Annotated in this window: 12 protein-coding genes; 8 read left to right on the forward strand and 4 right to left on the reverse strand. The window is 37.8% G+C overall.

Translation table 11 applies throughout. From position 1 onward, the window contains the following. The first annotated feature begins 195 nt into the window (after positions 1 to 195). Positions 196 to 1872 (forward strand): dihydroxy-acid dehydratase, encoded by a 1677-nt coding sequence (gene ilvD, locus AC4NPH_RS02345; RefSeq protein ID WP_013057207.1) that lies wholly within the window; start codon positions 196 to 198, stop codon positions 1870 to 1872. A gap of 67 nt (positions 1873 to 1939) precedes the next feature. Here ilvD and AC4NPH_RS02350 read toward each other — a convergent pair whose 3' ends face one another. Further along, entirely contained in the window at positions 1940 to 2368 is a 429-nt protein-coding gene (locus AC4NPH_RS02350; RefSeq protein WP_013057206.1) for a GNAT family N-acetyltransferase, read from the reverse strand. Positions 2369 to 2734: 366 nt separating this feature from the next. Here AC4NPH_RS02350 and AC4NPH_RS02355 point away from each other — a divergent pair, with 366 nt between their 5' ends. Next, the gene (locus tag AC4NPH_RS02355) at positions 2735 to 3523 is read left to right on the forward strand and encodes a DUF4240 domain-containing protein (protein WP_013057205.1); all 789 of its coding nucleotides are present in this window, start codon (positions 2735 to 2737) and stop codon (positions 3521 to 3523) included. A gap of 46 nt (positions 3524 to 3569) precedes the next feature. Here the strand turns inward: AC4NPH_RS02355 and AC4NPH_RS02360 are convergent, their stop codons facing one another. Beyond that, positions 3570 to 4547 carry a DMT family transporter gene (locus AC4NPH_RS02360; RefSeq protein ID WP_098196531.1) on the reverse strand — a complete coding sequence of 326 codons (978 nt, stop codon included), beginning with the start codon at positions 4545 to 4547 and terminating at the stop codon, positions 3570 to 3572. Between the two features lie 100 nt (positions 4548 to 4647). Here AC4NPH_RS02360 and AC4NPH_RS02365 point away from each other — a divergent pair, with 100 nt between their 5' ends. Then, positions 4648 to 5205, forward strand: a complete 558-nt coding sequence (locus AC4NPH_RS02365; protein ID WP_013057203.1) for a helix-turn-helix domain-containing protein — start codon at positions 4648 to 4650, stop codon at positions 5203 to 5205. A 44-nt stretch (positions 5206 to 5249) separates the two neighbouring features. Here AC4NPH_RS02365 and AC4NPH_RS02370 read toward each other — a convergent pair whose 3' ends face one another. Both AC4NPH_RS02370 and AC4NPH_RS02375 read right to left on the reverse strand, forming a co-directional pair. Next, positions 5250 to 5534: a hypothetical protein gene (locus AC4NPH_RS02370; protein WP_013057202.1), complete on the reverse strand. Its 285-nt coding sequence runs from the start codon at positions 5532 to 5534 to the stop codon at positions 5250 to 5252. Between the two features lie 95 nt (positions 5535 to 5629). Then, positions 5630 to 5968 (reverse strand): hypothetical protein, encoded by a 339-nt coding sequence (locus AC4NPH_RS02375; RefSeq protein WP_013057201.1) that lies wholly within the window; start codon positions 5966 to 5968, stop codon positions 5630 to 5632. A gap of 336 nt (positions 5969 to 6304) precedes the next feature. Here AC4NPH_RS02375 and AC4NPH_RS02380 point away from each other — a divergent pair, with 336 nt between their 5' ends. From AC4NPH_RS02380 to AC4NPH_RS02400, 5 genes are all read left to right on the forward strand, one after another. Further along, a complete protein-coding gene (locus AC4NPH_RS02380; RefSeq protein WP_013057200.1) occupies positions 6305 to 7423 on the forward strand; it encodes a GAF domain-containing sensor histidine kinase in 1119 nt (372 codons plus the stop codon). A 15-nt stretch (positions 7424 to 7438) separates the two neighbouring features. Beyond that, positions 7439 to 8077: a response regulator gene (locus AC4NPH_RS02385; RefSeq protein WP_013057199.1), complete on the forward strand. Its 639-nt coding sequence runs from the start codon at positions 7439 to 7441 to the stop codon at positions 8075 to 8077. A gap of 139 nt (positions 8078 to 8216) precedes the next feature. Further along, entirely contained in the window at positions 8217 to 8756 is a 540-nt protein-coding gene (locus AC4NPH_RS02390; protein WP_491938552.1) for an NADPH-dependent FMN reductase, read from the forward strand. Continuing rightward, complete coding sequence (locus AC4NPH_RS02395) at positions 8756 to 9973, forward strand: MFS transporter (protein WP_013057197.1); 1218 nt, start codon at positions 8756 to 8758, stop codon at positions 9971 to 9973. Before AC4NPH_RS02390 ends, AC4NPH_RS02395 begins: the two co-directional genes overlap by 1 nt. Before the next feature lie 132 nt (positions 9974 to 10105). Continuing rightward, positions 10106 to 13312: a DEAD/DEAH box helicase gene (locus AC4NPH_RS02400; RefSeq protein WP_098314964.1), complete on the forward strand. Its 3207-nt coding sequence runs from the start codon at positions 10106 to 10108 to the stop codon at positions 13310 to 13312. Positions 13313 to 13329: the final 17 nt, after the last annotated feature.

A 13329-nucleotide genomic window follows, 5' to 3' on the forward strand; every position in this document is an offset into this window, starting at 1 on the left:
AATAAGGGATATATGTATATATTATACTAATTTATGCGGGTGATTTTACTATTTTGAAATAAAAAATGATTATTTTGTCATAAACCTTTACAAACCTTTATGTGATTTGTTAAATTAGTATTTATATTAAAAATTATTAAATAATTTAAAAAGATTCAGTTTTTAATAGGTTAGATGAATACGGAGGGAATTATTGTGGCAGAATTAAGAAGTAACATGATCAAAAAAGGATTCGACAGAGCACCGCACCGCAGCCTACTGCGTGCAGCTGGTGTAAAAGAAGAGGATTTCGGCAAACCGTTTATTGCGGTTGTCAATTCATATATTGATATTGTACCAGGTCATGTTCACTTGCAAGAGTTTGGTAAAATCGTAAAAGATGCGATTCGCGAAGCTGGTGGCGTACCTTTTGAAATGAACACTATCGGTGTAGATGACGGTATTGCGATGGGACATATCGGTATGCGCTATTCATTACCAAGTCGTGAAATCATTGCTGACTCAGTTGAAACGGTAGTATCTGCTCACTGGTTTGATGGAATGGTATGTATTCCAAACTGTGATAAAATCACGCCTGGGATGTTAATGGCTTCATTACGTCTGAATATTCCGACAGTTTTTGTTAGCGGCGGACCAATGAAGGCTGGCGTAACGAGCGACGGTCGTAAGATTTCTCTTTCTTCAGTATTTGAAGGCGTAGGAGCTCATCAAGCTGGTAAACTTGATGATAAGGGATTACTTGAATTAGAACAATTCGGCTGTCCGACATGCGGATCTTGTTCAGGAATGTTTACAGCGAACTCAATGAACTGCTTAGCTGAAGCGTTAGGACTTGCTTTACCTGGAAACGGTACAATCTTAGCAGTTGCTCCTGAACGTAGAGAATTCGTTAAGAAATCAGCTAAACAGCTTATGGAATTAATTAAATTAGATTTAAAACCACGTGATATCGTAACAGAAAAAGCAATCGACAACGCGTTTGCTTTGGACATGGCGTTAGGTGGTTCTACAAATACAGTTCTTCATACGCTAGCTCTTGCGAATGAAGCTGAAATTGAGTATCCATTAGAGCGTATTAATGAAGTGGCAGAACGCGTGCCTCACTTGGCAAAGCTGGCTCCGGCTTCTGATGTATTTATTGAAGACTTACATGAAGCAGGAGGCGTATCAGCTGCTTTAAACGAGCTATCTAAAAAAGAAGGGGCTCTTCATTTAGATACTATGACAGTTACTGGAAAAACGCTAGGTGAAAACATTGCCGGATGCGATGTAAAAGACTATAATGTTATCCATCCAATCGATAAGCCGTTCACCGAAAAAGGCGGACTTGCTGTATTATTTGGTAACTTAGCTCCAGACGGCGCGATTATTAAAACAGGCGGTGTTCAAGACGGCATTACTCGCCACGAAGGACCAGCAATTGTATTTGAGTCTCAAGACGAGGCGCTGCACGGTATTGCTAACGGCAAAGTAAAAGAAGGACATGTCGTAGTCATTCGTTATGAAGGACCAAAAGGCGGCCCGGGAATGCCTGAAATGCTAGCTCCAACTTCTCAAATCATGGGAATGGGACTAGGTGCAAAAGTAGCTCTATTAACGGACGGACGCTTCTCTGGCGCTTCTCGTGGATTATCAATTGGCCACGCATCTCCAGAAGCTGCTGAAGGCGGCCCGCTAGCATTTGTAGAAGATGGCGACCACATCGTGATTGACATTGAAGATCGTTCGATGAATGTTCAAGTTTCTCCAGATGTTTGGGAAGAACGAAAAGCAAACTGGAAAGGCTTTGAGCCAAAAGTGAAAAAAGGCTATCTTGCAAGATATTCTAAACTTGTAACTTCTGCAAGCACAGGCGGAATTATGAAAATCTGATAGTACAAAAAAGGCTCTCAGTAGAGAGCCTTTTTCTTTACTGAAGTAACTGTGTACAAGAAGATTTTTAAAACGTAAATTCTTTTTTCATTATAACGTGTGGAATACCGTCTTCCATAAATACATCAGAAACAGTCTTATACCCTAATTTATGATAAAATGATTCAGCTTGAACTTGACCGTGAAGCTTAGCTTGAGTTAATCCTTCTTTTTTCGCTGCTTCTTCCAAGCTGGCCACCACTTCTTTTCCGAGCCCGTATTTTCTAAATTCCTTTAATACGCATATCCGCTCTATTTTGGCGTAATCGTCTACTATGCGGAATCTACCAGAAGCTGCCGGTTCATTGTTATAGTAAATCAACATATGTTTTGCCGTTTCCTCATGTTCATCAAATTCATCTTTTAATGGCACGCCTTGTTCTTCAACAAACACTGTTTTACGTATATGAAATACTTCTTCAAGCTGCTCTTTTGTTGTAACTTGCTTAATTTTCATTAAAATCCTTCCTTTGCTGCGAATTTATGATTCTTTTTTGTATAATAAAGATATCTGATATGAAAGAGTATAAAGGAAAAACAAAATGTTGTAAATGCAACAAAAAAACAAACAAGTGAAATATTACATACATGATGTTTTAATTTCTCGCTGTTTGAACTGTATCAGTAGCATTAAATTTAAATGCTGAGCGAAATATAATCAAAAAATAGCGCTTCAGCTTTTAACAAACTTTAGAAAGAATTAAAATCAACTGGAACATGTTACAAAAGGAAAGAAAATGTATTATGAAGCGCCATGGCTCTACATAACTTGTAAAAAGAGAAATATTCACAATAGTAGTAGGATGAAAAAGGGGAATGTATCATGCAAATAACCTTAGTGTATAAAGATGAGCAATCGAATAAATTTTGGAAAGTTGAAAGAAGAGACAGCAAGTTAGTCATTCACTTTGGAAAAGTTGATACAGCCGGTCGCATGCAAGTAAAAGAGTTTGCTTCCGCAGAAGCTTGTGAAGCGGAAGCTGAAAAGCTGATTCGTGCAAAATTGAAGAAAGGGTATAAGCCTTTAACTTGTTCAATGCAAGTAATGAAAGACAGCACGATGTCAGAGGATCTCTTTTGGGAACTGATAAAAAAGGCGAAGACAAAAATAGATGTCGACGAGCAAATGGAATGGCTCCGCTCAACGCTAGCAAAGCGTTCTGAAAAAGACATTTTCCGCTTTGATCAGCTGTTAAATCAGCATTTTGATCAATCCTATACTTCTTCATTGTGGGCAGCAGCTTATATTGTAATGGGCGGTTGTTCAGATGATTGTTTTGATTATTTTAGAGCGTGGCTTTTATATCAAGGAAAAGACATTTATTATAAAGCAATTGAATCTCCTGAGACGATGATTTCTGTTCTTCAACCACTAGAAGTAGAAGGCTATGCTCCTCAATTAGAAGAATTACTTGCTGTAGCGTGTGAAGCTTATGAAGAAAAGACAGGTTTAGATAACGACTACTATTATGATAAATATGACCAGTTTGATCCAATGTGGTACGATGAGCAAGATTTGGATCTTGATTGGGATGAAGATGATGAGGATGGTTTACAGATGCGATTCCCTGTGCTTTGGAATCGCTATTGGAACAATCATCTCGAATATTAAAAAGAGGAGATGAAAACCTTTAAACAGATTTTCATCTCCTCTTTTCTTATTTTGATAGAGTACGTGAAGGACCGGCCGAAGACAGTTTTGTTTTTTTGTTTAGCATACTGTTCATAATCATTCCGATTACGATTACCATCATACCAGCTAAAGCTATCCCTGTTGGCACACGCCCATTTAATAAAAACACTTCTCCAAACACTGTAAAAATCATGCTGCCCGATTGAGTTGCTTCGACAGCTCCCAGCAAAGCTAAATTTTCTTTTGCCAAGTCTGTTGCGTGAAAGAACGTCATTGTCGCAATTACACCTGAACTCATCGCTAATATAAAAGCTTGCGAAAACTGAGGAGCTGTTGGCATACCAGTTGTATAAAATCCATATATCGCATAGATGATACTTAGCGGTATACTGCCGATAGCCATACCTAAAACACGTTGAAATGTATCTAATTTCCCTTTGCAAACTTCCATCATTTTTCGATTTCCAAGCGGATATAAAAAAGCAGCCATGACGACAGGGAGAAAACCCAACACAAACTGTGAAAGCGTGATGTTTTCAGCTTCTTTAACTTGCATGAGAACCACACCCGCTAAAATAAACGTTGAAATACCAAGCGTTTTGAGTGGAATGTTTCCTCTTACTTTTTTGTTTCCGTCTGCAGTTTGAATCGTTACATAGAAAAGTGGAGAAATGAGCGCACCTGCCAAGATCGTTACTTGCCACGTTCCAGCTATGAGCCATGACGGTCCAAAAAGTGAAGAAAAACTTAATAATGAATAAAATCCAATTCCTGCAAGAGTTCCCCAGCCTAACCAAGCGAAAGGATGCTTTTTCATTTCCATCCATAATGGTGTAAACTTCTTTTGTACAAGTACTAAAATGAGTAAAATAGGTAGTGCTAATAAAAAACGAAGAGATGCTGTCCAAGCCCAGCTTGTTCCAGATACATTCATGGCGCGATTCACAATAAATGTAGCAGAAAAGAACATGGACGAGAGAAGCCCCCATAAAATTGCTTTCATACTTTTTCCTCCTAATTAATAAAAATACCTAAATATATATTATAGTATACTTAGATACAAAAAAAGTGTACCATAATATACAAAAGAAAGGAAGGTAAAAATGCATTCAGAAGAAATGATGAAAAAGGTAGGCAACGAGCTTAGAAAAATAAGAACACAGCGAGAATTCACACTCGATGAATTAGCAGATAGGACGGGAGTGAGCAAACTTACGTTAGGGAAAATTGAAAGAGGGGAGACTAATCCAACCCTAGGAGTAATGTGGAAAATAACAACAGGTTTAAATATCCCTTTAACTAAATTAGTGTCAGTAGAACCTTCAGTGGCTGTATCTAAGTGCGGAGAAGGTTTTTCTCTCAAAGGACCGGACGAAGCGTGGAAAGTAGAATTTATTTTTCAAAATCAAATAGATTCAACTATTGAAATGTACCGAGCCTTTCTTTCTCCTCTCGCTACATACTGTCCCGAACCTCATCATAAAGGATTAATTGAAGTAGCAACGGTAATGGAAGGAAGAATCGAAATGAAAATAGAAGAAGAGCTATACGAGCTAAAACAATTTGACTCTATAAAATTTGAAGGAAGTCATGTACACTCATACAAAAATCTTGAAGAACGTCCCGCTGTTCTGCATTTACTGCTAAAATATGAGGAGTAAAACGGCAGAGCCGCAGTAAAACGAACCATAAAAAATGATTCGTTTTACTGCGGCTCTAAGAGCTGTTTATTCATCAGCTTGTTTTGATAACTAATGTATTTCTTCACCCTGATGATAATTAATGAATATTCTTCAATCAAACGGTGGATAGATTGAACCATACACTCTGGGTAATGATGTTTTTTCTGTAAATATACTTTATACTTTCGAATTTGTCTTTCGAAATATAAAATAACTTGTTCAGGTGTTTTTACCAGTAAAGATTGCATGTATTCATTTACTTGCGTTTCAAGAAACGAATAGCGATTCGTGATAAAAAATGTCTTCATCTTATTTTCCTCCCTATATGTTAGTGGTACAAAAAAGAAACCCTTGTGCTAGGATTTCTTTTTTGCTTTTTATTTGAATCAGATGTGCGCAACTTTTAGGCACTGATACTTGAAATCGAAGACTGTCTATATTTTTTTATTTTGCATTTTATATATGTAGGCGTTTCGCCGAAAAGATTTGCTACATGTGCAATAGCTCCATAATACGTTTTAGCATCCATCATTTCTTTATTCACAATATAGTCATACAGGGATGATTCAATATCATCAACAAAAGCTAAAATGTGACGCTTTTCGAATAGGAGTTGATAAAGTTCATTAATTAAGTATGGGCTTTGATCAAATTTGTCTTGAAGCTGCTCTACTCGGTACTTTGTCATAGGCACTTCACACAAGATAATGTATCGTAACTCTTCTAAAAATAATTTATTCATCTTTCTCACATCCCTATTCTGTTAATAATTATATAATAGCACTATGCCTTCATATTTGGAAGCGTTTTCAATGTATTAATTTTAATATTTTTTTCTTCTCATTTCCTTTCGTTTTTTCTTTTCTTACGTGAATTATCTGTAGTATAGTTCGTTTTACGTAAAGACTCTAGCTAATTGTTAAACTACCTGACATACTTTTTGAAATTTTTATTATTGATGTCAAAAACTCTTACATACCTAAGCGTAAACACCTTAAAAATAACGTCCTATGAGCCGGAATCGTCTTTAATTGTGATAAAATAAAAAATGGAAAATACATCATATAGGAGAGAGGCTATGGAAAAAGATCATATTTCAGAGCTTAAGATTTTAAAAGACATTGCCGAGATTTTAAATGAAGGCACTAATTTACATACAATGCTTCACGATGCTCTTTTAAAACTGCTGCAAATAACAGATTTACAAACAGGATGGATCTTTTTTATTGACGAAAATGGAAAACATGAGATGATTGCCGCTCAGCATTTGCCGCCGGCTTTATTAAATAAAACCGCTCAGCCTATGTGTAACGGAAGCTGCTGGTGTGTTGATCGGTATATGGATGGCCGGCTTCAAAAAGCGTCTAATATTATGGAGTGCAAGAGACTTGAAGATTCCGTCATTCATGAGTGGGGGGATACACACGACATTACCCATCACGCAACGGTTCCTTTACAAGCAGGGGATGAGCGCTTTGGATTATTAAATGTAGCTGCCCCTCATAAAATTCATTTTGAACAGCGAGAGCTTGATTTATTAGGATCCGTCGCTCTTCAAATTGGCACGGCTATCAAGCGGATTAAGCTGACTCAATCTCAGCAGGAGGTAAAGCTTATTGAAGAAAGAAACAGACTGGCAAAAGATCTTCACGATTCTGTTAATCAACTGTTATTTTCAATTAATGTCACAGCCAAAGCCGGAAGCAGCTTAGCGAAAGATGTGCAGTTAAAAGAGACTTTTTCCTTAATCCAAGAAACCGCTCAGCATGCTCAAGTGGAAATGAAAGCATTAATTTGGCAGCTTCGTCCTCAAGGGTTAGAAAACGGCATTGTCAGTGCGTTAAAAAGCTATGGTCAAATGCTAGGTCTTAACGTAACAGAACAAATTAAAGGTGTGTCGGTTTTGCCTGCTGTGATTGAAGAGACACTGTGGAGAGTCGGCCAAGAAGCTTTTAATAATTGCCGAAAGCATGCGGGTACAGCAGATGTACATTTAAACGTAAATATAAGCAGAGAACAAGTGATTATGAAAGTCCAAGATAGCGGCAATGGGTTTATGTATAGTGCTTCAGCAGAATTGCCGACGCTTGGATTAAAAACCATGCAAGAGCGAATAAAAAGATTAAATGGAAAACTATCTGTTACAAGCAGCATAGGAAACGGAACGGTTGTGGAAGTATCTATTCCTCTTTCATAACAGAAAGGAGCGCATATGAAAATAAAGATTCTAATCGCAGATGATCACCACGTTGTCCGAAAAGGGCTTGTCTTTTTCTTACAGACGCAGCCAGACTTAGAAATTGTAGGAGAAGCTTCTAACGGAGAGGAAGCTTTAAAGTTAGCGACATCCCTAGAACCACACATTGTTTTAATGGATTTATCGATGCCGGTTCTCGATGGAATCGAAGCAACAAAAGAATTAAAAAAACAAGCACCGCATATACAAGTCATGATTTTAACAAGCTTTTCGGATCAAGACCATGTGATACCGGCACTAGAAGCTGGAGCTTCAGGCTATCAGCTAAAAGAAAGTGACCCAGATGAACTTGTAGCAGCTATTCGAAAGCTAATGAACGGAGAAAATCAGCTTCATCCAAAAGTCACCACACACTTGCTAACACGCTTAACTAAAAGCAGCGAAAAGAAAGTCAATTTTATTGACCACTTAACAAAACGAGAAAAAGACGTATTAAAAGAAATTGCAAAAGGAAAAAGCAACAAAGAAATCGGTGTTGCCTTACATATTACGGAAAAAACAGTAAAAACACATGTATCTAATATTTTATCGAAGCTTGGGGTTCAAGACCGCACGCAAGCTGCTCTATATGCTGTGCAGCACGGAATTTCCTAACCTACGACTTTAGTTGTAGGTTTTTCTCTGTGCTTCTCCGTCTATATTGGTAGCTTTCTTTCTATCAATAGCATGACGAAAAAAAGTTCAATCATCCCTATACTATACGTATAACCAAACGACAGAGGAGTAGATAAACATGAACATACTTATTATGAATGGAAGTCCTAGAGAAACAGGTCGAACAACACAAGTGACGAGAGAGCTTCACAAAAGCTATCAAAGTTCTTTTCTAGATTTAAGCCAATTATCGCTTCCTATATTCACAGGTGAACCTCATCAGTATGAAACAGAAGAAGTACAAGAGCTAATTGAAAAAATAGAAAAAGCAGATGGTATTTTACTTGCGACGCCCGAGTACCACGGAGCTATGAGCGGAGCGTTGAAAAACGCATTTGACTTCTTAAACAGTGCGTATTTTGCGCATAAGCCCGTAGCACTTTTAGCAGTATCAGGAGGAGGAAAAGGAGTCATTAATGCTTTAAATAACCTTAGAACCGTTACACGCGCTTTGTATGCGAATGTTCTATCTAAGCAGTTGGTATTAGACCCTGCAGACATCTTGGAAAAAGGGACTTTACGAAAAAACGCAGCTAACGGAATTCATGAATTAGTTAATGAGCTGACTCTGTATACACAAGTGTCTAAGCAAATTTTAGAAGCTAAGCAAAATGTTTGATGAAGGCGCTCCATAAAGACCGGCGCTTTCAGGCCGTAGTAGCTGCTAATGTTTTATCCTCTATCGGCTCCGGTATTACGATGCTTGCCATTCCTTTACTGTTAGTTGCATCTCCACATGGAAATAGATTATTTGGCACGATTATGCTGATTATGACGGTGATTAGCTTTATGGCTACTCCTTATATAGGTGTTCTTATTGATCGAATGTCACGAAAGAAACTGCTGTTAACCGTAGAATTGATAGGTTTTATCACGGTCATGTTATTTGTAATCGTCGGTTTTGTTACCGATTATTCAACGATTCACTACGTAATTTTGTACGGAACCGGAAACCTTTACTACACGTTTTTTTATCCAACGATTTTTGCTTTAAATCAAGAAGTTTTTTCAAAAGATGCGTTTCAATCATTAAACAGTATCATGGAAATACAAGGTCAGCTATCGAGTATGCTTGCAGGCGCTATAGCGAGTCTAGTCATTACTCGTTGGTCGCTTCAGTGGATTTTAACAGTAGATGCAGCTACGTATATAGCTGCATTCCTTTGTCTATGGAGTATTCCATATAAACAAAGCAGTGAACGAAGCGACAAGAAACACACTGCCATGAAAGAAGGTTTAACATTTATAAAAGAAAATCGCTCCGTCTCTATTTTTTTACTGCTTTCTTTTATGCCTTTCATCGCTGTGATGATGACGAACTATTTATTTCCTATTTATCTGACTCAAGAATTAAAAGCAAGTCCAGCAGCATATGGAATTGAAAGTGCGGTATATGGTTTCGGGGCATTAACGGCAGGGGTATTCATCGTATCTATTATGAAAAGAACAGGCACTGAGCTAGCCGTTATGCTTAATATAAGCCTTTTTGCACTCGGCATATCTATCCTCTTCTTTATGAAACTTCTGCCGATTTATTTTTCTATTGTGTTTCTTCTTGCTTTTGCAAATGCAGGTACAAGAGTAGCTCGAAATACGTTTATGATGCAAAAAATACCGAATATCATCGTGGGAAGAGTCGACAGCTGTTTTCGCTTTATTACGTTAGGAATTCGGATTTTACTGATTTTCTTCTTTACGTACGTTACGGCTAACGATCGTATAGGACTGGCTTTTTTAGGGCTGAGTCTACTTTTATTATCATCGGCTGGAGCGGGCTGGATACTCTACAAAAGAAAAAAGCGAAAACAGTCTGCATTGCTTAAGAGTGTTTTATAATGTCTGTTGCATGTTATAATAGAGAAATTGACAAATAATGTTCAACGTTTATGACGTTGAACATTATTTGTTCTGAATAGAAATTAAACAGAAACAGCATTGACTGTTATGCGATTGGAAGATTGTGAAGCGATGATAAATAAAACATTAAACAAAGAACAATTAAAAGATTCGTACTCAAGCAGAACGTACTATAGAGGACACACGTATTACAAGCAGGGACGTGTGCTCGACTTGGAATACAATGAACAGACCACTACGTGGACAGCAGCCGTTCGAGGGGCGGAAATGTATACGGTAATGGTTGAACAAAAAGGAAATTCTTTTTATTCATTCTGCGATTGTCCTGCTTATCACGAGTTTTCAGAATGCAAACACGAAGTAGCTGTTTTATTAACCATTTGCGATGAGCGAGCAAAGCCGCAGCCAATTAAAACGAAGCCTTTTCGCCAAAGCAAAGAATACGAGAATGTAAATCATTTTATCGACTTATTTTCAAGCTATCAGCAAACAATAAGCGACCACAGAAAATATGCAGATAAAGATCCGTTGAAAGTGGAATTTGTTTGCAAGTCTTACTCAGAAGAATTTTTACGTTCAGAAGGAATGTACGTGGCGCTTGAAATGAAAGTAGGCGTCGACCGGACGTATGTAGTAAAAAACATTCAAGAATTTTTAACAGACGCTAAAGAATTCAAAACTCACGAATTTACCAAGCGCTTCGAATATGACCCGGCGGAACATTTTTTTATAGAAGAAGATAGGAAAATCATTGAGCTGCTGATGGATATTATGACAAATGAATCATTTTATAAAAATTCTTATTCCATGTATCGTTCGTCTGCAAATAACAGAGAACTAATCATTCCCTCTATCATAGCCAAAGAGTTATTTCAATTGCTCAAAGATCGGAGCTTTATATTTATTCATGACGGGCACTCATATGAAAATATTATCCTTGCTGAAAGCTCAGCTCCTTTTTCGTTTCAATTAAATAAGCACCCGGCAGCTGGATTTGAGTTAGACTTTACTGAACTTCATCAAGCTTCATTTTTTGATCGATACGGGTGGCTATTTTTAAACGGGACGTTTTATGAGCTATCTCAAGATCAGCGTATGCTTCTTGAAGGGCTTCGAAAAACGGCGCCTTTGAAGCCAGTCGTACCTATAGCAGAAGAGCAGATGGGCAATTTTTTATCACACGTCGTTCCAGGACTAAAAAAAGTGGGAAAAGTGGATATCGCAAAAGAAGTATCCCATCAGATTATTGCACCTGAACTAAAAGCAAAAGTATTTATTGACCAGGAAGATGAACAGCTGTTTGTGACGCTTCGGTACCACTACGGAGAGATTTCAATTAATCCATTTTTACCTCAACCTGAAAAGTACGATAAAATCTTAATACGAGATTTAGAAAAAGAAGACCGCGTGATGGATTTAATTGAAACAGCTCCTTTAAACATTTATAAAAACCAGCTGTATTTAAATCAAGATGAATCATCTTTATATGAATTTTTGTTTCATATTGTTCCAAAGCTTGATGAAATAGCGGATGTGTATATTACAGATGAGATGAAAGATTATGCTTATACGGATTTTTCTGCGCCAGTAACAACGGTTGACATCAAAAACAGCAATGGATTATTAGAAATTAACTTTGATTTAGGAGGCATTAATCATCAGACCGTTCAAGCTGTTTTAAAATCTGTTTTAGAAAAGAAAAGCTATCATCGTCTAGATAACGGTGCGTTTATTCCTCTTGAAAATGAAGGCTTTGAGCATATTCAAAATCTGTTCCGTGAGCTGAACGTAACCGAGAAAGACTTAAAGGATAACTCATTGCAAGTACCTTTATACAGAGGGATGCAAGTGGAAGAGATTATGAGTGCGGGTGATAAATCAGCTGCTAAGTTTGGCTCAGCATTTAAAAGGTTACTTACACAGCTCAAATCCCCAGAGGAAATGGATTGGGAAGTACCGGAATCCTTGCAGGCATCACTGCGTGATTATCAGTACAATGGGTTTAAGTGGTTTAAATCTCTGGCTCACTACTCTTTAGGAGGCGTGTTGGCTGATGATATGGGGCTTGGAAAAACGCTTCAAAGCATTGCCTATATCCTATCTGAAAAAGAGCTTGATGAAGATAGCAGTGCTTTTTTAATTGTTGTGCCGGCTTCCTTGATTTATAACTGGCGCAACGAATTGGAGAAATTTGCACCGAATTTAACGGTTCAAACCATTACAGGAACGCCGAGCGAGCGTGAGGAGAAGCTAAAACGCACAGCTGACGTATGGATCACATCTTATCCAACGCTGCGTCAAGATATTGATTTGTATCAGCACCTTCATTTTCATGCTTTAATACTAGATGAGGCTCAGAGTATTAAAAATCATACAACGAAGACAGCAGTAGCTGTTAGGACTATTTCAGCTAAAAAACGTTTTGCGCTGAGCGGTACCCCTATTGAAAACTCACTTGATGAGCTTTGGTCAATTTTCCAGACCATTCTTCCTGGTTTATTTCCAGGGCTTCGCCAGTTTAAAAACATGTCATCGGAGCAGGTCAGTCGAATTGTAAGACCATTTTTACTGCGACGAGTAAAAAAGGATGTGTTAAAAGAACTGCCTGATAAAATTGAAACAACTCATTTATCTGAGCTGACTAAAGAACAAAAAGAGTTATATGTAGGCTATTTAGAGCAATTAAAATCATCTTTAGCCGGTGAAGATTTTAATAAAAACCGAATGAAGATCTTAGCGGGATTAACAAGACTTCGCCAGATTTGCTGTCATCCGTCTTTATTCGTTGAAAATTACGAAGGGTATTCAAGCAAATTAGAGCAGCTGCTTGAGATTACAAGAAGTGCGGTTGCCAATGGAAAACGCTTGTTAATCTTTTCTCAGTTTACAAGCATGCTTCACATTATTCGAGAAGAGCTTCAAAAAGATAATCTCTCATACTTTTATTTAGACGGTCAAACGCCATCAAAAGAACGAGTGGAAATGGCGGATCGGTTTAATAATGGAGAACAAGACATTTTCTTAATTTCATTAAAAGCCGGAGGCACAGGCTTAAATTTAACGGGAGCCGATACGGTTATTTTATATGACTTATGGTGGAACCCGGCGATTGAAGAACAAGCGGCAGGCCGTGCACACCGCATTGGGCAAAAAAATGTTGTGCAGGTCATCAAGCTTATTTCTCAAGGAACCATCGAAGAAAAAATTTACGGCTTGCAGCAAAAGAAAAAAGAACTCATCGAACAGGTTATTCAGCCGGGAGAAACAATGCTTTCCAGTTTGACAGAAGAAGAGCTGCGAGAACTGCTTAGTATGTAGCAAAGGATGTGTGAGGA

The organism is Priestia sp. MDV22-iso46 (genome assembly GCF_058629175.1).

Bases quoted from the DNA above. Each gene is read 5' to 3' on its own strand.
- AC4NPH_RS02360 (WP_098196531.1), bottom strand. From the start codon at position 4,547: ATGAAAGCAATTTTATGGGGGCTTCTCTCGTCCATGTTCTTTTCTGCT.
- AC4NPH_RS02395 (WP_013057197.1), top strand. From the start codon at position 8,756: ATGAAGGCGCTCCATAAAGACCGGCGCTTTCAGGCCGTAGTAGCTGCT.
- AC4NPH_RS02400 (WP_098314964.1), top strand. From the start codon at position 10,106: ATGATAAATAAAACATTAAACAAAGAACAATTAAAAGATTCGTACTCA.
- AC4NPH_RS02365 (WP_013057203.1), top strand. From the start codon at position 4,648: ATGCATTCAGAAGAAATGATGAAAAAGGTAGGCAACGAGCTTAGAAAA.
- AC4NPH_RS02380 (WP_013057200.1), top strand. From the start codon at position 6,305: ATGGAAAAAGATCATATTTCAGAGCTTAAGATTTTAAAAGACATTGCC.
- AC4NPH_RS02390 (WP_491938552.1), top strand. From the start codon at position 8,217: ATGAACATACTTATTATGAATGGAAGTCCTAGAGAAACAGGTCGAACA.
- AC4NPH_RS02370 (WP_013057202.1), bottom strand. From the start codon at position 5,534: ATGAAGACATTTTTTATCACGAATCGCTATTCGTTTCTTGAAACGCAA.
- AC4NPH_RS02350 (WP_013057206.1), bottom strand. From the start codon at position 2,368: ATGAAAATTAAGCAAGTTACAACAAAAGAGCAGCTTGAAGAAGTATTT.
- AC4NPH_RS02385 (WP_013057199.1), top strand. From the start codon at position 7,439: ATGAAAATAAAGATTCTAATCGCAGATGATCACCACGTTGTCCGAAAA.
- AC4NPH_RS02355 (WP_013057205.1), top strand. From the start codon at position 2,735: ATGCAAATAACCTTAGTGTATAAAGATGAGCAATCGAATAAATTTTGG.
- AC4NPH_RS02375 (WP_013057201.1), bottom strand. From the start codon at position 5,968: ATGAATAAATTATTTTTAGAAGAGTTACGATACATTATCTTGTGTGAA.